This is a genomic window from Flavobacterium kochi (genome assembly GCF_048286715.1).
Classification (GTDB): Bacteria; Bacteroidota; Bacteroidia; order Flavobacteriales; family Flavobacteriaceae; genus Flavobacterium.
Window position 1 is genome coordinate 81539 of the sequence record NZ_JBLVPW010000002.1, and the last position, 23219, is coordinate 104757.

At 37.3% G+C, this 23219-nt stretch carries 19 protein-coding genes; 17 read left to right on the top strand and 2 right to left on the bottom strand.

The window, feature by feature from the left end:
• Window positions 1-24: 24 nt before the first annotated feature.
• The 9 genes from ACNQGH_RS02815 (at window position 25) to ACNQGH_RS02855 (ending at window position 11162) form a co-directional block, all read left to right on the top strand.
• Complete coding sequence (locus ACNQGH_RS02815) at window positions 25-1083, top strand: glycoside hydrolase family 130 protein (protein WP_417954466.1); 1059 nt, start codon at window positions 25-27, stop codon at window positions 1081-1083.
• Window positions 1083-2372, top strand: coding sequence for an MFS transporter (locus tag ACNQGH_RS02820; protein ID WP_417954467.1), 1290 nt, complete (start codon window positions 1083-1085; stop codon window positions 2370-2372). The genes ACNQGH_RS02815 and ACNQGH_RS02820 overlap by 1 nt, the downstream gene beginning before the upstream one ends.
• 49 nt (window positions 2373-2421) lie before the next feature.
• A complete protein-coding gene (locus ACNQGH_RS02825) occupies window positions 2422-4149 on the top strand; it encodes a hypothetical protein (protein ID WP_417954468.1) in 1728 nt (575 codons plus the stop codon).
• A 12-nt stretch (window positions 4150-4161) separates the two neighbouring features.
• Window positions 4162-5796 (top strand): alpha-amylase family glycosyl hydrolase, encoded by a 1635-nt coding sequence (locus tag ACNQGH_RS02830; protein WP_417954469.1) that lies wholly within the window; start codon window positions 4162-4164, stop codon window positions 5794-5796.
• A gap of 56 nt (window positions 5797-5852) precedes the next feature.
• Entirely contained in the window at window positions 5853-6368 is a 516-nt protein-coding gene (locus tag ACNQGH_RS02835) for a cupin domain-containing protein (protein WP_417954470.1), read from the top strand.
• 318 nt (window positions 6369-6686) lie between these two features.
• A complete protein-coding gene (locus ACNQGH_RS02840; protein ID WP_417954471.1) occupies window positions 6687-7922 on the top strand; it encodes an efflux RND transporter periplasmic adaptor subunit in 1236 nt (411 codons plus the stop codon).
• A gap of 13 nt (window positions 7923-7935) precedes the next feature.
• Entirely contained in the window at window positions 7936-8700 is a 765-nt protein-coding gene (locus tag ACNQGH_RS02845; RefSeq protein ID WP_417954472.1) for an ABC transporter ATP-binding protein, read from the top strand.
• Complete coding sequence (locus ACNQGH_RS02850; RefSeq protein ID WP_417954473.1) at window positions 8697-9917, top strand: ABC transporter permease; 1221 nt, start codon at window positions 8697-8699, stop codon at window positions 9915-9917. Before ACNQGH_RS02845 ends, ACNQGH_RS02850 begins: the two co-directional genes overlap by 4 nt.
• Before the next feature lie 243 nt (window positions 9918-10160).
• Entirely contained in the window at window positions 10161-11162 is a 1002-nt protein-coding gene (locus ACNQGH_RS02855) for an LLM class flavin-dependent oxidoreductase (RefSeq protein WP_417954474.1), read from the top strand.
• A 49-nt stretch (window positions 11163-11211) separates the two neighbouring features.
• On the opposite strand, the gene ACNQGH_RS02860 is transcribed toward ACNQGH_RS02855, so the two are convergent.
• Window positions 11212-11637, bottom strand: coding sequence for a winged helix-turn-helix transcriptional regulator (locus ACNQGH_RS02860; RefSeq protein ID WP_417954475.1), 426 nt, complete (start codon window positions 11635-11637; stop codon window positions 11212-11214).
• A gap of 37 nt (window positions 11638-11674) precedes the next feature.
• Here ACNQGH_RS02860 and ACNQGH_RS02865 point away from each other — a divergent pair, with 37 nt between their 5' ends.
• The 4 genes from ACNQGH_RS02865 (at window position 11675) to ACNQGH_RS02880 (ending at window position 14846) form a co-directional block, all read left to right on the top strand.
• The gene (locus tag ACNQGH_RS02865) at window positions 11675-12760 is read left to right on the top strand and encodes an alkene reductase (RefSeq protein ID WP_417954476.1); all 1086 of its coding nucleotides are present in this window, start codon (window positions 11675-11677) and stop codon (window positions 12758-12760) included.
• Between the two features lie 181 nt (window positions 12761-12941).
• On the top strand, window positions 12942-13676 hold the full coding sequence (locus ACNQGH_RS02870; protein WP_417954477.1) for a pirin family protein: 735 nt from the start codon (window positions 12942-12944) through the stop codon (window positions 13674-13676).
• Between the two features lie 482 nt (window positions 13677-14158).
• Window positions 14159-14470 carry a type II toxin-antitoxin system HigB family toxin gene (locus tag ACNQGH_RS02875; RefSeq protein WP_417954478.1) on the top strand — a complete coding sequence of 104 codons (312 nt, stop codon included), beginning with the start codon at window positions 14159-14161 and terminating at the stop codon, window positions 14468-14470.
• Between the two features lie 19 nt (window positions 14471-14489).
• Window positions 14490-14846 carry a helix-turn-helix domain-containing protein gene (locus ACNQGH_RS02880; RefSeq protein ID WP_417954479.1) on the top strand — a complete coding sequence of 119 codons (357 nt, stop codon included), beginning with the start codon at window positions 14490-14492 and terminating at the stop codon, window positions 14844-14846.
• 250 nt (window positions 14847-15096) lie between these two features.
• Here the strand turns inward: ACNQGH_RS02880 and ACNQGH_RS02885 are convergent, their stop codons facing one another.
• Window positions 15097-16563 (bottom strand): glycoside hydrolase family 130 protein, encoded by a 1467-nt coding sequence (locus ACNQGH_RS02885; protein ID WP_417954480.1) that lies wholly within the window; start codon window positions 16561-16563, stop codon window positions 15097-15099.
• A 502-nt stretch (window positions 16564-17065) separates the two neighbouring features.
• On the opposite strand from ACNQGH_RS02885, the gene ACNQGH_RS02890 reads away from it, so the two are divergent.
• The 4 genes from ACNQGH_RS02890 to ACNQGH_RS02905 all read left to right on the top strand — a co-directional run bounded on the left by ACNQGH_RS02890 (window position 17066) and on the right by ACNQGH_RS02905 (window position 23118).
• On the top strand, window positions 17066-18121 hold the full coding sequence (locus tag ACNQGH_RS02890) for a sensor histidine kinase (RefSeq protein WP_417954481.1): 1056 nt from the start codon (window positions 17066-17068) through the stop codon (window positions 18119-18121).
• Complete coding sequence (locus ACNQGH_RS02895) at window positions 18118-18870, top strand: LytR/AlgR family response regulator transcription factor (protein ID WP_417954482.1); 753 nt, start codon at window positions 18118-18120, stop codon at window positions 18868-18870. The genes ACNQGH_RS02890 and ACNQGH_RS02895 overlap by 4 nt, the downstream gene beginning before the upstream one ends.
• Window positions 18871-19422: 552 nt before the next feature.
• On the top strand, window positions 19423-19755 hold the full coding sequence (locus tag ACNQGH_RS02900) for a hypothetical protein (protein ID WP_417954483.1): 333 nt from the start codon (window positions 19423-19425) through the stop codon (window positions 19753-19755).
• Window positions 19756-20631: 876 nt separating this feature from the next.
• Window positions 20632-23118 carry a TonB-dependent receptor gene (locus ACNQGH_RS02905; protein WP_417954484.1) on the top strand — a complete coding sequence of 829 codons (2487 nt, stop codon included), beginning with the start codon at window positions 20632-20634 and terminating at the stop codon, window positions 23116-23118.
• The last annotated feature ends 101 nt before the right edge of the window (window positions 23119-23219 follow it).

Sequence of the window (23219 nt, forward strand, 5' to 3'; positions counted from 1 at the left end):
AAACTAAAAACTAAATAGAATAGCATGAAAGATATCGCAAAACGTTTCACACAAAATCCTTTATTGTCCCCGGCAGATTTACCTGCCAGTAGAGAAGGGTTGCAAATTACCTGCCTTCTTAATCCGGGCGTATTTCGATTTGAAGAAAAAACATGGTTGATTGTTCGTGTAGCCGAAAGACCGGAACAAAAAGAGAACATTATTTCTTTTCCTATTCTAACGGAAACAGGGGCCATTAAAATTATAGAAATTCCTACTAACGACCCTGACTTGGATGCGAGCGACGCAAGAGTAATTAATTATAAGGGAGTTGATTATTTAACGACGCTGTCTCACCTGAGATTGTTATGCAGCGAGGATGGACATCATTTTTATGAACCGGAGAATTATCCGCTTTTAGTTGGTGAAGGAATGCTGGAAACATTTGGCGTTGAAGATTGCAGGGTAACTTTACTCGAAAATAAATATTATCTTACGTATACAGCTGTTTCTGATAATGGAGTAGGAGTAGGTTTACGCACCACAACGGATTGGAGAAATTTTGAATCGCACGGAATGATGTTGCCTCCACACAATAAGGATTGTGCCATTTTTGACGAAAAAATTAATGGAATGTACTACGCTTTACACCGCCCAAGCAGTGTTGATATTGGAGGGAATTATATTTGGATCACTTCCTCTCCGGATGGGTTACACTGGGGGAATCATCATTGTATTATTAAAACCAGAGCCGGTTTATGGGATAGTAAAAGAGTTGGTGCCGGTGCTGCTCCGATAAAAACGGAAAAAGGCTGGTTGTCTATTTATCATGGCGCCAATGCAGCACATCAATATTGTTTAGGGGCTTTTTTAATGGATTTAGGAGACCCGACAAAAGTAATTGCACGAACAGAAGAACCTATTATGGTGCCTACTGCAACATATGAACTGACTGGTTTTTTTGGAAATGTAGTATTTACCAACGGGCATGTGGTACATCCTGATGGTGATACCGTTACCATTTATTACGGTGCTTCAGATGAGTTTGTTTGTGGCGCGGAGTTTTCTATTAATGACATTTATTCACTTTTAAAATTTAACTAATGTTCAAGAAACTACAAATAGAAATTGGTCATTTTAAAAGCCAAACTCATAATTTTCAAATTCTGGTACTTACCAATCTTGTCTATGCCATCGTTTTACCCGTGATCGATATTTTTGTCGCTGCCTATGTAATGAGAAGCTCCAATGATCCCGTAAAAGTGGTAATTTATCAGCTTACGATTTACACCGGAATTCCGCTTACCTTTTTATTGAATGGTTTTTTGTTGAAACATTTTAACATTAGAAAATTATATTCGGCCGGAATGATGCTAAGCGGCGTTTCCATGATGATTATGATGTCGTTGAAAACGCTAGATTTAGTGGGAATTGGATTCGCCGGAATTACCATGGGATTGTCTTTTGGTTTCTATTGGTCTAACAGGGATTATCTGGCACTGGCCATTACCAATGATACGAATCGAAATTATTATTATGGCTTGGAAACTTTTTTCTATACCATTATAGCCGTTATCATTCCGATTACTATCGGCTGGTTTATCGAATCAAGCGGTGACGAAGCACAAATACATACCGCCTATCTGATCATTACCGGAATCGTGTTTTTAGTGACCGTTGTAGCATCCATAGTTTGTTTTAGGGGAACATTTAAAAACCCGGAACAGAAACAATATGTTTTTTTTAAATTTCATCAACTGTGGTATAAACTGTTATCTTTATCCTTGTTGAAAGGTTTGGTACAGGGTTTTCTGGTAACGGCGCCCGCCATGCTGATTATGTTATTGTTAGGTAAAGAAGGAGCGTTAGGAACTGCACAATCCATAGGAGCAGTAATTGCAGCGGTAATTATGTACGTTTTAGGGAGGCTCTCTAAACCTTCAGACCGTATAAAAATATTCACGGCGGGACTGGTATTATTTGCTTTAGGAGCAGTAATCAATGGATTGTTATTTAATCAGACAGGGGTAATTTTATTCATCCTGTTGTTACTGATTGCAAAACCACTAATGGATTTGGCGTATTTTCCAATCCAGTTTAAAGTCATCGATATCGTTTCCAAAATAGAAAAAAGAGGAGAATTTGCTTATATTCTAAATCATGAAGCAGGTTTGTTTGTGGGCAGGTTTTTGGGTGCCGGGACATTTCTGGTTTTGGCGTACTCCATCTCTACTGAAATTGCGTTACGGTATGCCATTGTAATTGTGGCACTATTGCAATTGTGTTCTATTTTTGTAGCCAAGAAAATTATAGCGCAAGGAAAATTGCTTTCGCCGGATGAAACAAAAATTGATAGTAAAGTGCTGAATGAAGTGGCAGAAAAGCTGGTGTAATGCAACGGTTACTATTTAAAATATATTTACAACTAAATAAAAATAAGGAATGAATACTATTTTCAAAATCACATTGGTGGGCCTGTTTTTTATTCTTTTCGGAATAAATGGAACAGCCCAGGTAAAACAACAAAAGATTGCTCGTGTGGATCAAATGCCAAACCTGCCAAAACCATTGCAAATCATCGATTATAAAAAACTGGCGGTCAGTTTTGACAGTACGGTGTATGATTTCAATGCCAAAGGAAAATTCTGGCCTATGGTATGGATGGACAAGAGCAAAAAGAATTTTTCTCAAGATGTTGTCGGAATGTATACTGCGGTCGGTGATGTAAGACAAGGACCAGGCCATAATAAAGGAATGTTTCACGAAGCGCTTGCGACGATGGGTGCTACATTAGGAGCTAGTTTGGTTGGGATTGACAAAAGCAAACAAAAAAATCTGGACTATGTTGCAATGCTTAAAAACTATTATAATAAAGAAGCAGGCTGGGATATTATGATGAATAATACCTGCCCGGAAGTTGCTTTATTAGGGGGAGGTTATGGGCGTGACTGGTGGTACGATGTATATCCGAACCTTTTGTTTTATGCTGTTTATGACAAATATCCTAAGGAACCGGGTTTTAAGGAAATTGCTAAAAGTATCGCAGAAAAATTTTTCAAGGCCGATTCCATATTGAATGGAAATTATAACTATTCCTATTTTGATTATGGCAAAATGAAACCGATGAAAAACAACATCTGTGCGCAGCCTGATGCAGCAGCCGGTCATGCCTGGGTTCTGTATGCAGCCTATAAAAAGTTTGGTGATCCACGCTATTTAAAAGGAGCGATGCGGGCATTAACTGCCCTGGAATCGCAACCGATAAATCCAACCTACGAATTACTAATGCCTTTTGGAGCTTATTTATCGGCGAGAATCAATGCGGAGCGGGGTAAAAAGTATGACACCAATAAAATGTTGGCCTGGAGCTTTGACGGAACTGCTGTATGTCGTGAAGGGTGGGGTGTACTGGTCGGTAACTGGAATGGAATTGATATTTCAGGAATTGTGGGCAGCACGGTAGATCATGGAGGTTACGGATTTTTAATGAACACTTATGATGCGGCCTGGCCACTAGTTCCTATGGTTCGATACGATCAATCGTATGCCGGGGCAATTGGTAAATGGATGTTGAATGCAGCAAATGCATCCCGCTTTTTTTACCCGCAATACATGCCGGACGAGCATGAAACGAACCCTGAACTGGCTGAAGTTTCAAAAGGAGTAATCGGTTATGAAGGCCTGATTCGTCAATCCAGCTACAAAGAACATGAGCATTTAAAAGGTCCTGTGGCACAAGGTGATGGACCGCTTTGGGTACCTGGGGAAAATCCAAAGGAATCTCAATTCAGTGTTTATGGCAGTGGCCACGCCGGGATTTTTGGAAGTATTATCCGTGTAACAGATGTTGTCGGCATACTACAGTTAAATTTATTGGCTACTGATTTTTACAGTGATAAAGCCTATCCTTCTTTTTTATATTATAATCCCTACACCACTGATAAGGCAGTTTCGATAGCTGTTAAAAAAGGAAAAAAAGTGGATTTATACAATACGGTAGCCGGGCGCTTTGTTGCGCGTAATGTTGCTTCTTCCGTTAAAATAAAGATTGCGCCAGAAAGTGCAGCCATAATAGTTTGTGTTCCCTCAGTGGGAACAGTTACCTACCAAGGCACTAAAATGCTGGTGAATGGTATAGTGGTGGATTATAAATTTCAACAGAAAAAATAAAAGGGATTGCCTATGAAATCGAGCATAGTAATCGTTGCACTACTTTCTTTTTTTATATTGGATAGTAGCTCAATGGAGGCACAAAATACCCAAAACCAGGAGGATTGGTGGAAAGAATCGGTCTTTTATCAAATCTATATGCCCAGTTATGCGGATAGCAATGGAGATGGATATGGTGATTTTAAAGGAATGACCACTAAGTTGGACTATTTGAAATCATTAGGGATAAAAGGAATCTGGCTCACGCCTTTTCTGACTTCTCCAAAAGTGGACAATGGTTATGATGTGGCCAATTATTATGAGGTGGATCCCACTTACGGCAGTAAAGCTGATTTTGATACTTTTTTAAAAGAAGCCCATAAAAGAGGAATAAAAGTAATTATGGACCTGGTGCTGAATCATACTTCTACGGACTGTAAATGGTTTCAGGAATCCCGGAAGTCAATTGACAATCCGTATCGGGATTACTACATCTGGAAAGATAAACCCAACAATTGGGAATCTTTCTTTGGCGGAACAGCGTGGCAAAAAGATACTTTAACCCATCAATATTACTATCATAAATTTGATAAAAAAATGGCCGATCTCAATTGGTCCAATCCTAAAGTGGTTGCTGAGGTTCAAAAAGTGTTGCGGTTTTGGCTGGATAATGGAGTGGATGGATTTCGACTGGATGTGATTAATTTTTTAAACACCAACGGAATTACAGCCGACAATCCAATTGTAGCGGGTCAGCAGCAGCATGTTAACGACATTGATCAGGAGGGAGTAAAAAATGCCATGCGAATAATAAAATCAACTGTAAATGCGTACGATAACCGATTTATAGTTGGTGAAATTGGAAGTGACAAAATTGAGGTTTTAAAGCAATATCAATCGCAAGATTTGTTGGATGTTGTTTTTAATTTTAACTTTGGAAGCATCAAAACATTTTCCTCGCAACGTATTTTTGATGAATTGCAAAGCATGGAGAAAAACATGAACAATTATCCGACTTTGTTTTTTGGAAGCCATGATATGCCCAGAATGATGGACCGATTGGCCGACGGGAATCCGCATAAAGCATTGGCATTAGCGGCCTTGATGCTTACCGCAAAAGGAGTTCCTTTTGTTTATTACGGAGAAGAAATCGGGATGCATAATATTATTGCCAGGAATTTGAAAGAAATGGTAGACATACAGGGAAGGACTCATTATGAACTGGCCTTAGCCAAAGGTAAAAATCCTGATGAAGCGCTTGTTGAAGGGAATGAGCACAACCGTGACAAATCGCGCAGTCCGATGCAATGGAATGGAAATGCTTTCGCAGGATTTTCAAACAGGAAAACGTGGATTAAAATTAATCCGGATTACAAGCAGGCCAATGTGCAGCATTTAATGAGCAAAGAAAATACTATTCTTAATAATTACAAAAAATTGATTGCATTACGGAATAATGAAAAAGTGTTGCAATATGGGAAATACGAGCGATTGGAGCATCATGACGATCAAATTTTGTTTACCCGGTCTTTTGAAGGCGATACACTCACAGTAGTCATTAACTTTGGCTTAGCAAAAGATATCAGGCTTCCAAAAGGAGCAAAAATCCTGATGGGAACCCCAAAATTGAAATCCAACGATTTTATTATTTACAGAAACCGGCAATAGCACAAAATAGATCAACACAGATCAACCAAATATCTATTACTTTTTAAACAATTAAAATGAATCTGAACCTACCTGATAATTTAGAAAAAAGCGCTGTTTTTCAAGAGCTTGCGGCAGCATTAAAAAAAGAAAATTTCACCGTTATAAAACAAGATGAAACCCGTCCTTGGGGAGGTTTTTTTGTGATTGATGAAAGTCAGGCGAGTGCTTTTGCCGCTAAGTTTTTCCCGCATCTTGGAATGGATGCGATTCGAATTACAAATAAGTTAAGTCCCAAAATTTTGGTAGTTGCTCCACACAAACGCCTGTCATGGCAATTTCACCATCGCAGAGCAGAAATATGGAAAGTACTCTCTGGAATTGTAGGGGTTAAAACAAGTCTGACAGACGAAGAAGGAGCGCTTCAAAAATTGGCTCCGGGTACTTTTATCCAAATGGACAAGGGAGAACGTCATCGCTTGATCGGATTGGATTCATGGGGCATAGTAGCCGAAATCTGGCAACACACAGACCCTGAAAATCCTTCTGATGAAGACGATATTGTTCGTTTGCAGGATGACTTCGGCAGATAATAAAAGTATTGCTTTTTTACTTTTGTAACAAAAAAATTAAAATGGAAACATTGTTTGAGGAGTGCATTTATTCCTGAACAATGTTTTTTTTTGGAAGAATCTTAAGGAATAATCTAAGGGATTTTAGGAAAAAAAATCTTAAATTTGATAAGGTTTAAAGTGCTTTTTTTAAAATTTAAAATAGTTATTATCAGCATGTTATTGTTTTTTTTAATGAGACAATATAAAAAAGAATAAGTCAAGGTCAGTCACCGTATTGCATTCAATCAGGGATGGGTTTTACTGGGGTAATTCCGGAATTCCATAAAAACTGTTGCGATGAAAAAAAAGACAATAGTATTGATTTCCGTTTTGATTCTCATTACAACTGCCGCTGTTTTATATTTTGTATTTCGAAAAAAAACAGAAGCCATAACTTTCGTAACGGCTAAGGTAAGTTATGGTGCTATTGCCAAAAGTGTCACCGCTACCGGAACCATTCAGCCCGTTGACACCGTTTCGGTAGGAGCACAGGTTTCTGGTGTTGTAAAGAACATTTATGTTGATTTTAATGATGTAGTTAAAAAAGGGCAATTGTTGGCCAAAATAGACCCTTCCATTCTTTTGGCGCAAGCCGAACAATCAAGAGCGAATCTTGCCAATACAAGAAGTAATCTGAGTTTTCAGCGCGCCAATTATGACCGGCAAAATCGATTATTCGAATTGGGAATTATCAGTAAGGCCGATTATCAGTTAGCACTGAATCAAATTGAAACGGCCAAAGCTGCGGTTGATAATTCGCTTGCGCAATTGAAGATCATAAATAAAAATCTTTCGTATACCAATATTTATTCCCCAATTGATGGTGTGGTGCTCAACAGGAATGTTAGTGCCGGACAGACAATCGCTTCCAGTTTTAATGCGCCCACGTTATTTGTCATTGCAAAAGATCTTACCAAAATGCAGGTTAGTGCGGCTGTCGACGAAGCAGATATTGGTGATATACATTCGGGACAAAAAGTGACTTTTACCGTAGATGCCTTTCCGGATGATGTTTTTCAGGGAAAGGTTCAGGAAGGTTTGCTTCACCCTTCGGTTTCCGCGAACGTGGTTACTTATAAAACCCTGATTAATGTGGATCATACTACCATGAAACTCAAACCGGGGATGACTGCCAGTATTTATATTTATACAGAAGAAGACCCTAACGCTTTAATGATTCCGTCCAGGGCTTTAAATTTCAAACCGGATTCTACGTTGACAAGCCGTTACATCGTCGTGCCTGCGAGAAGAGGTCAACAGAACAGCAGCGAAAAGAGGAATTTTAAAAAAGAACCTCTAGATAAAACTACCAGTGTGAATGAAGCTGGGCAAAAAGCGTATGTATGGAATAAATCAGGGGATACATTACTAGAAAAAGTGATAACAATTGGATTGAATGATGATGTCAATGTTAAAGTAACAGAAGGACTTTCGCCAAATGAAGAAGTGATAACGCGTGCGGTAATTGGTGAAAGTAAAGACAATGGTGCCCAACGCAGTCCTCGCCGGAGGTCCAAGATATTGATGTGCTAAAAACATAGGAATAATGAATTCAGTTATTGTAGACATAAAAAACCTGAGACGGGAATTCAAGATGGGAGATGAAATCGTTAAAGCACTTAACGATGTGAGTTTTACCATTAATTCCGGTGAATTTGTCACGATTATGGGGAGCAGCGGTTCCGGAAAAACGACCTTATTGAATATATTGGGATGCTTGGATAGACCAACGGCAGGAGATTACGTTTTGGATGGAATCAATATGAACACGTTGTCAAAAAATGAGCTGGCAAGGCTTCGAAACCAAAAACTAGGTTTTATTTTTCAGTCTTACAATTTATTGGCAAGGACATCGGCAATTGAAAATGTGGAATTACCCTTGCTATATAATCCTGAAATTTCAGCGAAAGTACGTCGGGAAAAGGCCCTGAGTGCATTAGAATCTGTTGCTCTTTCCGATAGGATTCATTATCTCCCAAGCCAGTTGTCAGGAGGACAGCAACAGCGCGTAGCTATTGCACGGGCATTGGTCAACGATCCCGTCATGATCCTTGCCGATGAGGCTACCGGAAATCTTGATTCCAGAACCTCGTACGGAATTATGGCGCTGATGCAGGAATTAAATGAGGTACGCGGAAAAACGATTGTCTTTATCACACATGAACCGGATATTGCCGCATTTAGCAAACGGACCATTACACTTCGGGACGGAAAAATCATAAACAACAACGTCAATAAGAACATACGCAATGCAAAAGAAGTCTTACAAAGCCTTCCGCCATTAGTTGATTTGATACCTGAAAAAAAATGAAAATAATGAATCTCATACGGATCGCCTGGAAAGCAATTCAACGCAATACCCTGCGCGCATTTCTGACGATGCTTGGAATTATCATTGGTGTGGGCGCAGTTATTGCGATGATTGCCATCGGTCAGGGTTCCAAGCAAAGTATTCAAAGTCAGATTTCCGGTATGGGCAGCAATATGATTACCATTAGACCCATCAGCAATGTGATGGGAGGACCCAGAATGGATATTGGGAGTATACAAACCCTTACCGAGTTGGACGTCAAAGCTTTGCAAAAGTATTCCGTAGCGATTAATGCCATTTCACCTTCGGTAAGTTCAAGAGGACAGGTCATTAATGGACCTTACAATTGGTCTACTTCGATACAGGGTGTCTATCCGGAATATTTATCGATACGCGGTTGGGCCTTGCAGGAGGGAAGTTCTTTTACGAATCAGGATGTAAAATCAGTTGCCAAAGTGTGCCTTATTGGACAAACCATAGTGAAAAATCTATTTCCTAATGGGGAAGAGATCTTGGGGAAAAACATTCGGTTTAAAAAAGTTCCTTTCAAAATAATTGGAATACTGAGCAAGAAAGGGGAGAATACATTCGGTCAGGATCAGGATGATGTGATTCTTACGCCAATTACCACGGTACAAAAAAGAATTCTTTCCACTACATATTATCAATCTATTTTTGCATCGGCTATTGATGAAAATGCAACAGATAATGCGGTTATGGAGATTCAAAAGATTTTAAGGGCAACTCATAAATTGACAAAAGGAACCGAAGATGATTTTTCGGTGCGAACACAAGCGGAGCTGATCAGTACTTTTTCTTCAACAAGCCAGACCTTAACGGTATTGTTGACCGTTATTGCCGGAATATCACTAATAGTAGGAGGGATTGGGATTATGAACATTATGTACGTTTCGGTAACGGAACGCACTAAAGAAATTGGATTGCGAATGTCTCTTGGTGCCAGAGGAATTGATATCCTGATGCAGTTCTTAATCGAAGCCATTATGATTAGTATTACGGGTGGAGTACTGGGTGTACTGTTGGGAATCTCTGCCACAAAACTGGTCACTCATTTTATGAATTGGCCTACTTTAATAACACAATCCTCGGTCTTGCTTTCTTTTTTTGTCTGTTTTATCACAGGTGTATTTTTTGGGTACTATCCGGCACTTAAGGCTTCCCGGATGGATCCTATAGAAGCCTTGCGTTATGAGTAAATACGGGGCTCCAAATGAAAAAAAAGGATACTGGAGTGATGCTGCTTTACCTTACTGTTTTCAATTCTAATGTCAGCTTCTTTTTCATGCGCTGACTATCTGCCTTTTTGGATTTATCAAATACGGCAGTTTTTGAGTAAAAAACAGGCATTGGTCGGTTTTAAAACATTATAATTCAATTAACATGCAAGAATATCGACCTTTGGTGTAAATGCTTAATTTTGCTCAAAATTTGAAATTTAAATGACAAAAAATATTCCAATTTCTATATTAGAATTAGCAATAATAACCCAAGATAGCAACGCCGGCGAAACATTGCAAAAAACAAAAGCCGTGGCGCAACTTGCCGATAGTTTGGGTTACAAGAGATTTTGGTTAGCCGAACATCATAATATGGCACACGTGGCAAGTTCCGCAACGGTTGTGCTGATTGGTTATATTGCCAGTCAAACGCAAAATATTCGAGTTGGTTCGGGCGGAATTATGTTGCCAAATCATTCACCGCTTATCGTTGCGGAGCAGTTTGGAACATTGGAACTGCTCTATCCTGACCGGATTGATTTGGGTTTAGGAAGGGCGCCGGGAACCGATTCGCTGACCGCACAAGCTATTCGAAAAGATTTCTTTGAACAATCACAACGATTTCCACAAAATGTGGCTGCACTCCAAGATTACTTTTCTGTGGAAAATTGTAAGGCAAATGTGCGTGCCTTTCCGGCAGAGGGGACAAAAGTTCCTGTTTGGATTTTAGGTTCCAGTATGGACAGCGCTGCTTTGGCTGCTGCCAATGGATTGCCGTATGCATTTGCAGGGCATTTTGCACCGAAACAGCTCTTACAGGCGTTTGAATTTTATCGCGAGAATTTTCAGCCTTCTTCATTTTTGGACCAACCTAAAACTATGGCATGTGTTAATGCGATAGCCGCAGATACCGATAAAGAAGCTGAAATTTTGTCAACAAGTCTGACGCAAATGTTTCTGAATTTAATACGAAACGATAGAAAAGGATTGCAGCCTCCGGTTGATTCCTTAGTCGGTATTATGAGTGATGAGGAACTTTTTCATGTAAACCAAATGACAGCCTGTTCATTTGTTGGAAGCAAAGCGAAAGTAACAGCCGAACTGCAGCAATTTATAGATTATTCCTGTATTGATGAACTGATGATTACCAGTCCAATTTTTAATCATCAGGACAAACTGAAAAGCTTGCGACTCATGAAGCAAGTTATCGATACCATAAAATAGTATTGGACCTAAATTATAAGAAACAGTTGAAAATTAAAAATGCCACTGGTTAAATTTCATTTTCAATAATCTTCTTGCGATGCTGAACACCCCATTTGTGCAATGCACTGATAACTTCCGAAAGCGTTTCACTGTAGGGAGTTAAAGAATATTCTACACTTACTGGCTTAGTATCACATACGGTTCGTTTTACTAAGCCGTTCATTTCAAGCTCCTGCAACTCTTTGGATAGTATCCTGGGGCTGATCCCAGCTTCACGGGATAGCTCTCTAAATCTCTTTTTTCCGTCCGTCAAAATTGATATTAATATCAATTTCCATTTTCCCCCAACCATGTCCAGGGTGTCCCGAATGGCCAGTCTAGCCTTTACGCAAGACTCATCAGTCGCTTTTTCACATGTACTTCTTGTATGCATAGTATTCTTTTTGTAATCGGTATCCTTTATGTAACAGGTTACAAATGTATAGCAAAACACCCTAACTTTGTATCATAAAACAAAAAAAATATATAATATGAAACTTTTAAAAAGCATTACACTAGGAAATCTTAGATTAAAAAACAGCATGATAATGGCTCCTATGACAAGAAGCCGCGCAAATAACGATGGTGTAGTTGGAGACTTAACTGTTTTATACTACACGCAAAGAGCTGCTGCGGGTTTGATTATTTCTGAAGGGATTACTATCTCTGAGCAGGCTGTGGGAAGTCCGTGGACACCCGGAATCTATTCTCAGGAACAAATTAGTGCCTGGAAAAAGGTTACGCAATCGGTTCATGCAAAAGAAGGATTAATTTTCGCGCAACTTTGGCATACGGGACGGGTTGGTCATTCTGTTGACAGAAATGAAAACCTTCCTGTTGCTCCTTCAGCAATTGCAATTCAGGGACAGCAACATTTTACCTCGCAAGGATTAAAAGAGTATGAAACTCCAAGAGCATTGACAACTATTGAAGTAAAACAAATTATCCAAGACTACAAACAAGCCGCGGTTAATGCGATGGAAGCTGGCTTTGATGGTGTTGAGCTGCATGCTGCGTTTGGGTATCTTCCTAATGAATTTTTAGCGGAAAGCGCTAATCAGAGAACGGATGAATACGGAGGAACTATTGAAAATCGAAACCGTTTCGTATTAGAAATAATGCAAGAGATGGTAAACACTATCGGCAGTAATAAAGTGGCGATACGGTTATCACCCACTAATACTTTTAACGCTATGGAGCACAGTGACCCCGTTAGCCAGTATACGCCATTAATAGCAGAATTGAATAAAATGCCATTAGCATATATCCATTTAATGAATGCTATGGCCCCATTGGATAACTATCCTCATTATCCTAAAAATGTGATGGAAACATTTGGTCGCTTAAGCAATCTTCCAATTATAGCGAATGCAGGTTACAGCAGAGAAACTGGCGAGGCGGAGTTAGAAAAAGGAATTGCTAAAATGATTTCGTATGGCAGTTTGTTTTTAGCGAATCCGGATTTGCCTAGGCGCTTTGAAATTGGGGCAGCGTTAAACGCACCGGATAACGCAACCATGTTTGGAGGTGGAGAAAAAGGCTATACCGATTATTCCTTCGTAACCGCTCAGCAATAATTTTAATACGATCCTATCCGGTACAAAGTGTAATCTTAGATTTAAACATTAAAAAATGCAAAACATTAAAAATGAAATCTATAAACAAAACACATCTTACCTTTGTATTTGCACAATTTGTTTAACTCAGGGGTAATGAACCGAAGAAATTTCATTCTTCGGTTCTTTTAAATTTAAAAATATGCTACAAAAAATAGACGAGTCAATAATGGAAGGAAGAGGTCCGATAAAAATACTCTATCCTGGCTTAAAAAATAAAAAGAAAGATACAAGTATAGGAAGTATAGGAAGAATTGATCATGCTTACTTTAAGGGTAATCACATCGTACCGATGCATCCACATCTAAATGATGAAATTCTTTCTTATTTCAGAAGTGGAAAAACAGAGCACAGAGACTCTGAAGGCCACGTTGAGTTTATTGGAAAAAATAAACTAATGCTAATGAAAGCAGGAAAATTATTCTATCACGAAGAAAAAATGTTCGACGAGGGTGAGCCATTGGAAGGGTTGCAGATTTTTATTCGCCCCGGCAGTAAAGACTTAAATCCTGAAGTAGTATTTCTTGATTTAGAAGAATTGCATAGTCAGAACAAATGGAGATTATTAGCCTCACCAACAACGGAAACAACATTCCAGTTTAGCAGCCAAACATGGATATATGACATGAAGCTTGTGAGTGCCAGTACAACTCTTCCTATTCCTGCACAAAAAAGTCTTACGTATCTATTATATGTTTTCAATGGAAATGTAGTAGTAAATGAAGGTATTGCCCTTAAAAAAAAAGAGAGTTTAATAATAAAAGAGGAAGAAATAACAATTAGCACTAATTCAGAAGCTGAGTTAGTATTATTTGTAACGGACGAGGGCTCCCAATATTTTTCAGAAGGGATGTACAGCGGTAATAAAATGAAGTAAAGTGGGTTTGCCAATGCTATTGGTTTGATTGCTTTTAAATAGGGAAATAATAGTAATTAACTTTTGGAAGTAAGCTTGATATTAACCAATTACAAAATGATAATTACAAGCTATATGATTCGGGAGACGAATTATTACATGATTTTTTACAGAATAAAAACAACAAACACCCTAAGCACTTACAATATTTAGCCGACCGTCACGAAAGGATTATTCTTAAAATTCGATTTGTCCTTAATCCTTTGACTATTACCTTAACATTATTAGAAACAATGGGAGATAAACATTTATAGAAAACCTAGCAGAGAATTTCAGTCGCATACTTAACGACTATTCAGATGAAAGAAAGAGATTTACAATTTACAAAGATTTGATCGAAGAAAGACTTCCGTAAGAATATAAACTTCTATTGCCAATATTAATGTATTAAAGATGAGAAGCAAAAGTTTGCAAATTGAAAACTTTTGTTGTATCTTTGATAAATGAATATCATAAGCCGAAATACAATAACTCATTATAGCGAAAAATATCCAAAGGCAAAAAACCAGTTATTAACCTGGTATAATGAAATTCTTAAAAAAGATTTTGAGAATTTCAACGAGTTAAAAGAAGTTTATGGAAACGCAAGTTTGGTCAACAACCAACGAGTAGTTTTTAATATTAAAGGAAATGATTATAGACTAATTGCATCATTTAATTTTAGACGCAAAATTTGTTATACTATTTGGTTTGGCACACATTCAGAGTACGATAAAATTGATGTTGAAACAATTGAATACAAAGACAATTTATAACTTATAATAGATAGAAAAAATGAACTGGAAAGTAATAAAAACAGAAGAAGAACATAAAAAAGCCGTTACACGAATTATAGAAATTTTTCATGCCGAACAAAATACGCCCGAAGATGACGAGCTTGGAGTATTAGCTGTTTTGATAAAAGATTATGAAGACAAGCACCATCCAATGCCTGAACTTGACGCATTAGAAGTAATCAAAATAAAAATGCAAGAAATGGGTATGAAAAATAAAGATTTAGAACCTATTATAGGGAGCAAAGGACATGTTTCGGCAATATTGTCGGGCAAACGTGAAATTACCTTAAAAATGGCTCAAAAGCTTAAAAATTATTTTGGTATTCCAGCCGAAGCATTTTTACATAATGCCTAAAATAGATTTATGATAATTATGTCTATTAAGAAAAAAAGCACTTCTTAACTCTTTGAATACAAGGATTATTACTTATTGAATCGAAAATTAACCAATAAATACTTATTTCTTACCTTAACATAGTTAGAAATAAAAATGCTGAAAGTCTAGTGGTCCTGTGTTAAATAATGTATCATGACCCTTGTATTTACAGAGACTAGCATAAAGGTTTCGGACTCTCTCTACCCATATAAGATACCTTAATAAACTATCATTTACTTTTCTTCAATGCGTCCATTAATTCTACCATATCCACTACGGCATAAGTAGATGAATAGTCGGATACAGCGTAGGGTAATATAAGGCTGTTGTTGTGAATAATTGAACCGCAAGAATACACTACATTGGGTACATAACCTTCTCTTTCATCTTCTAAAGGGGAAAGCAAGGGTTCTTTAAGTCTTCCAATTTCCTTTGAAGGATCATCAAGATCAAACAGCGAAGCCCCTATGCAATAGCGTCTCATGGCACCTACACCATGGGTAATAACCAACCAGCCTTCTTCGGTCCAAAGCGGTGATCCACAATTTCCGATTTGTGTAAATTCCCAAGGATAACGCGGCTCCTGAAGCATAACGGGATCGTTCCATTGTGTAACTCTATCAGAATACATAAGGTAATTGTTAACCCCGTCAATTCTGGAAAGCATGGCATATTTGCCTTTTATTTTTCTAGGAAAGAGTGCCAGGTTTTTATTTTGGGCACCAGCTCCATGCAAAGGCATTACACGGAACGTGTAAAAATCTTCAGTAGAAATAAGTTTTGGAAGAATAACATGGCCATTATAAGCCGTATAAGTTGCTATGATTCTTTCTGACTTATCATCATCCATAAAGCGCACAAAACGGGCATCTTCAATACCGCGACTTTCAGAATCAGATATCGGAAATATAACACGTTCGGTAATATCGGAATCGTGCTTGAATTGTAAATCATAAAACGAATCCGCCAACCACATGATTTCTTTGAGAGCGGTTCTTCTCTCCTGACGAATCATAGGATCGCTTAAGGCTTTATTTACCATGTTTTTTAATACAGCATACTCAAATTCATCTGGCAGGTCCTGCATAATAAAGGTCGAGTATTTGTTCGAAGTATGCATTTCTGCCAATTTCATCAAAAATCGTTCTTTGTTATATAACGTTTTATGTACAATCTCCGCTTTATCAATATTATTTCCAATTTTCATCACCTGGAGATGGTTGTTCTTGTCCAGGATTCCCCTTCTAAAAACGATGGATGAGATATGACCTTCGCCAGTGGCACGGAACGAAATAATGACCCTTTTTTCACCCATTTCGAGGCCTGACTGATCTAAATCTTCTATGATGGAAGGATTGAAAAAGGCAGCGGACTCTATAGCATACTCCATTGTACAATAGGAACCAATAAGCATTTTTCGTTCATCTGACAGACCGTCATAATTGATTTGCATCCCTTCAATGATTCCTCTGATTTTTTCGCAATGCCTAAAAAAGGTGCTGGAAATATTGCGATGCCGTCTGGCAAACTCACGGAGTGTGTGTTCCAGGGTATCTATAACCTGTTTTTCGTCCAACATCATTATATGGCTTACCATTTTTTTGGTTCGTTCATCGCCATTTATAAAATACCGGGCAACAACTCTTCTGGAATCAGGGGTAAATATTACATTTTTTCGGATGACAGAAACTCGCATATATTTATTTTTAAATTATAAGTAAAAAGTGTGCTTTTAATGTGTTAATAAAGGCGGTTAGGCATTATATCATATATGTTTTGGTCTCGTTACAAAGTTTGGATTTTGAAAGCTCCACTTTAATAATCCATTTATTTCAAAATTACGAAAAAATAAATATAAAAATAAGGGTAAATTGATTGGCAATCTGAATGTTGCTTTTTTTGATATTTGATACTTTATCAGAAAGTTTCAGCCAGATCTTTGCCCGGAAAGGGATGTTGTTAATAGGCGACAGCCTCAATCAAATTTGTGATGGCTACTGTTTTTTACTCTGGAAACCCGTTTCTCTCATTTTTTATTTCTGAAGGGTCTTTAGGTATGCCCGGTTCTGTTAATGGAATACGATACTTTTTGTTTTTCTCAGGTGAAGTAGGCCTATCTATCGGTATTCTATGGGAAACTGTCGATTTCCATTTTGGGACTTGATTTATTCCGTATATTTATTTTTAATTTGTACATGATGAAACCATTTTCAGTTAAAGATATTTCGATTTTTTCAAAAGCATTACTCTTTTTTGGACTGCTTATCGTTCAAAGTATGCCACTGTATTTGAATATTAGCTTTCCACTGGAATTTTGGTTGAAGCAAATTTTCATGTATGTTTTATGGATCGCAGTGTTTTACCTCACCTATAAAATAGTTGTACCTAAGCTTTTATTTCAAGGAAAGAATGGTTTTTTCTTTATCGCGATATGTCTGCTACTGCTATCCGTTCTGTACATTAGTGACAGTTTCGATACACTCTTAAACCTTGATGCGATACTGAGAAAACATTTTAAAATTTCAGTAAAAGATAACCAGCATGGTCTGATCTCAAATTTAAGCGAAATTATAATAACCTTGTTAATAGTGGGAGCCAGCACAGTTATAAGTGTTGCCAAAAAACTTCAGGCCGAAACCGAAATGCGACAAAGTCTTGAAAAGGAAAAAGTCACTTCGGAATTATCGTTCCTTAAATCACAAATCAACCCTCACTTTTTTTTCAATATACTCAATAGTATTTATGCCTTGGCAGGTACGGAAAATCAACCTGCCCGGGAAGCCATATATACCTTATCACACATGATGCGCTATGTACTTTATGATACCAAAAACAATCTGACAACCCTAAGTAAAGAAATTGGTTTTGTGGAGGATTATCTTAAACTTATGGAACTGCGAATAACAGATAAAGTACAGGTAATATTTGAAAAGCCTGCCAGTATCAAAGAAGTAGAGGTAGCTCCAATGTTATTTTTACCTTTTGTTGAGAATGCGTATAAACATGGAATTAGCGGCATTTATCCAAGCTATATTTACATAGGAATTGAGCAGTCCGAAAAATTCATACAGATTGAAGTACGCAATTCCATATTTGAAAATCAAACCCTAAACAAAGAAGAAAGCAACGGGATTGGTCTAATTAATACCCGCCGAAGACTCGATTTGATTTATCCCGGTAAGTACGAATTAGTTACTAATGAAGATCTCCTTCAAAAGGAATACAGTGTAATCTTAAAATTGCAAATCTCATGATATTAAAATGTATCGCGGTTGATGACGAACCGCTGGCGTTACAGATTATCGTTTCTTATATTGAACAAACGCCATCCTTATCATTAGTGGGCCAGTTTTCAAACGCCATCGAAGCATTAAAAGCAATCCATGAACAGGACATTGGCCTGCTGTTTCTGGATATTAGAATGCCAGACATCAATGGGATTGAACTGGCAAAGATCGTGGAACAGTATCGTGTAAAAGGTAATTTAAGAATCATCTTTACAACAGCTTTTGATCAGTATGCACTTGACGGTTACAAAGTAGATGCGCTCGATTACCTGCTGAAGCCTTTTAGCTTTGTTGATTTCAGCAAATCTGTTGCAAAGGCGCTGGCTTATTTCGAGCTGATCCGAAACCCGGAACAGGAAATAAAAAGCATTAATCCGACAATTCCTGAAACAGAAGTAGCTTATATTTATCTAAAATTTGAATATCAGCTCGTTCGAATTGCCGTGGACGATATTATATATATAGAAAGCATGAAAGATTATGTAAAGGTATTCAGGCAGAGCGAAGACAAGCCCCTATTGTCACTGACCAGTATGAAATCGCTTGAAGAAAAGCTTCCTGAAAACAAATTTATGCGAATCCACAGGTCCTTCATTGTATCACTGGATAAAATAAAGGCCGCAACAAAAAATTCAGTCCAGATTGGTAAGGTTACTATTGCGGTCACCGATCAATACAAAGACAATTTTATAAAATTTTTCCAGGGCTGGGCGTAAATTTTTGAATTATTAGCGTTCTGTACTCTAGTGCCAGTGAAGTAAAACGTAGTGTTTTTAGATTTTTACTGGTCTCAGTTGAGGGGTTAGAAAACTATAATTTATTGGAGTCCTTTGGTAATACAAAAAAAATATATATGTTAGATTGAGCATATAGATTTAAGAAAATGTTTGTATAATTTATTAATGACACATCGTTTTTCCTGGCCGAAAAAATGATGATGGGAATAATCATGATTTATTTGAGGGCGATGTTTTTTTTTGAATTTCAGCACTTATAAAAGTACCATCCACTGGCAATAATTGTTTCTATAACTAAATTGAAAGATCTAAATACTGTTAGAAAGTTAAATTTTATTGTAGATTTAACTATCTATTGTATATTTGACTAATTAACGTACTTTTGTAAAAAATAATCATGGCAATTGTTGAAAAAATATTAGCACCTGCAAATTGGGAATTTACTTCTCCAAGTGAACGCTTATATACGTCAGACCATGTTATTGATGCTTATCTTACTGGTAAAAATGAACATTAGAACAAACAGAAAAATTGATTGTTGATAAACTAAAAACGAACATCAATAATTCTAGTTCTTATACAAATGAAATATTAAAATACCTAAAAAAACAAAAATTCAATCCAATTGATGCTTATTTAAAAATAAACTCATGGGATGATTTTTCTATTTTATTAATATTACCGGAAAAGGAATTTTTAAGCGATAAAATTTATTCTGTTTATGATTATCTAACGAATTTAGAGGACAATGTTGGCTCTGAATTTTACAAACTTAATGTTAGTATCTATGATACTGATGGAGAAGTTGACGATAGTTGTATTAAAGCAGATGGTTTTAACCTAAAACATAAGTCTTCAAAGTAAGATGAGTAAGGCTCACGCAAAACATAATGAAGATGTATGTGATTTTCTGATTGCGGATCGCAAATTCACGGATTGGATGTAACAACTTCTTTCTATTCTGCATTGCATTATGTACAACATGAAATATTCCTTTAACAGAAAATGGTACAACATATCCTCATTTTAATACTTATTATAATTTAATATTAAAAAGTAAAAGAATTTCCAAACACGAAGGTACAAAACAACTTGTTAGAACACATATTCCAACTTGTTTCTCCCATTACAGATGGCTTTTGGACGCTTGCATGAATGCAAGATAATCTTCAGCAAAAGCAAATCTTGCTAAAACAAATTTGGATGAAATCAAAAAACATCTCAAGAAATAAATTAAAATATTTTTATCTAAAATTACAACTAATGCCGTTGGGTAAGATTGGGCTTAAGTGGAATTACCGTATTTTCGTTTAGCAGAAAATGCCCTGCTTTAAAATTAATAACCTCGTCATGCAGTACAACCTCAGTCTGCGAATAAACTTTGCTTCCCCTTTAAAATCCTTAAATTATCATACTCTAAAATTAATATAGAAATCATTTAGCAAGGGTCTTTTTATGTTGCTGATTGTCTGATAATAGTGCCCTAAAAATTTAGTTTTAAATACTCCAGTTTTATTAAAAATAAGACTTGTGGGTTGAGTTCCATTTTTTGAGTGTGGGCAGCCAGATAAAGCGACTGGATTAACGAAGATAATTCTTGGTAACAACATTCCGTCGACGTTCTCCGCCTTCCTGTCGAATGTGTTGGTATATGTTCCTGTTAAGATGTTGCTTTGTATCTGAATCCAAACGAATTGATTAAAACAATTCTAATGAATTCAGAACTTAAAATATCTTAAAATGAAAAAAATTGCCCTTATTGCCGTGTTGCTTTTTGCTGTTTTATCTGCAAAAGCCCAAACTTTTACCGGAATGAATAGTTTAAAGGGAAAAATTTCTGGGACGGTCATCGATTCGATAACCAAGGCACCAGTAGATTACGCATCAGTAAGCCTTTACAAAACCAACGCCACTAAACCCCTGACAGGAGTTTTGACCGATGCTACCGGAAATTTTAAATTGAATGAAATTCAAGCCGGGACATATACCGTTACCATTTCATTTATTGGCTACAATGACAAGACTATAAAATCAATAACTACGACTGATGCAAAGATGGATATTGAGATTGGAAAAGTGGTTTTGAGTCCCGAAACAAATTCTTTGAAAGAAGTTGTGGTGGTGGGAAAAACACAACAAGTGACCAATAAGATTGATAAAATTGTTTACAACGTAGAAAAAGACCTGACGGCAGGCGGTGGCAATGCTACCGATGTGTTGCAGAAAGTTCCTATGGTAAATGTGGATATTGATGGTAAAGTATCCATTCGTGGAGATGGAAATGTCCGTGTGCTTATCAACGGAAAACCGTCGGGTGCCACTTCGGCTAACCTTTCGGATGTATTGAAAACAATACCTGCTGACCAGATTAAAAATATCGAAGTGGTTACCTCACCTTCAGCAAAATATGACGCAGAAGGATCTGCCGGAATAATAAACATCATCACTAAGCAGAAAAATGTTTCAGGAGTAAGCGGCTCGGTAAGCGGGGGGATTGGTACGAGACAAAATAATTTTAATGCAAACGTTAATTATAATAAAAACCGTTTCAGTTTATCGGCAAATATCGGATTCAACAATGGCTGGCCACAAAAATCAGCTTCTGAATCCAATCAGATTTTGGACAATAATAACGCAAACAGTCTGCAAACAACAAAAGGGACCAATGAAGTAAAACGTAGTGGTGTCGTGGCATCGGTAACGGCAGGATATGATTTTAATGCTTCCAACAGTCTTAGTACAACCTTCCGATATAACGATGGTGGATTTGAGCGAAAAGGCATCAGTGATAATCAGTTTACTGATTATATGGATTCCTCGAACAACAGTATTTATACTGGACAAAGCAGCGCGAAAAATTCTTTTGGAGGATTTGACTGGAACGGTAACTATGCTCACAAATTTGCAAAGGCAGGGCACGAACTTACCTTTTCGTCTCAATGGAGCCACAGTATAGTGGAGACCGATTATCAAAATATATATTCTGATTTTTATACCAATCAAAAAGCAAATAATGACGGAGTAAATAATGAATACACACTCCAATTGGATTATACGCTGCCGGTAACTGAAAAATTTAAACTGGAAGCCGGAGGTAAAACAATCATCAGAAAGATTTCGAGCGATTTTAAAAATTATGTTCCCGATGCACAAAATGCATTTGTTTTCGATCCGATTAGTTCTAATTTATACCATTACGATCAGAATGTTGCCGCCGGTTATGTCGTAGGAACTGTAACGTTACCCAAAGGTTTTACTGTCATGACGGGTGCACGGTTTGAAAATACGGCTATCAAGGGAGATCCAACCAATGCACTGCAAACAAATTTAAGCCCATTTAAAATTGACTATGGGACATTTATTCCAAGCTTTACACTGCAGAAAGCATTATCGGCATCATCATCTTTAAAGCTGACTTATAGTAAACGTATTTCAAGACCAAGTTTTACCTATCTGAACCCATTTGTCAATAAATCAAATATTCAGGCACAGACACAGGGAAATCCTAACCTTGATCCCGAAGTATCACAAACCGTAGAGTTTGGGTATTCCACATTTTCACAAAAGCGCAGCCTGAATATTTCAGCGTATTATAAATATACATCAGACCTAATTGAAGGTATTGCAATACCTTTATCAGAGGAGACAGGAACGATCACCAATTATCAAAACATTGGAAGCAATAAATCTTTTGGGATGAGTTTTTTCGGTTCGGTAAACCCGTTTAAGATACTAACGCTACGTGGAAACTTTAATGCCTTTACCTACAAACCAGACCCAACGGGGGTATACAACCTGGAACAGTCTACAAATGGCACATCCATACAATATTCTGCTTTCGTGAGTGGTACCCTTCAGTTTAAAAACAATATTGCGGCTGAAGCTTTTGTAATCCAAAATTCTTCTAAGAAAACACTGCAAGGCACCAGTCCCGCTTTTAATTTGATGGTATTTGGAGTTAAAAAACAATTCTGGAACAAGACTGCATCATTGGGTATTAACATGGTATCACCATTTAAAAAGGATTTGGAATTTAAGCAAAATTCAAGCGGACAGGGATTCAGTCAAAGTAGTACCTTTAAATTTCCAATCCGTTCCTTTGGAATTACATTCAGCTATAATTTTGGTTCAATGAATTTCACCGGAGCCAAAAAGAAGGGTGTTACCAATGATGACCTTAAGGAAGGGGATCAAAACAATCAGGGCGGTATCCCTTCAATGAAATAATAATATAAAAGGACTTTGTATAAAGACATTCCAGTAGCAACAGGAGCTTTGAAATTGATATGATTTTGTATGGAATCAATTGTTTAGAAACGCCACGCTAT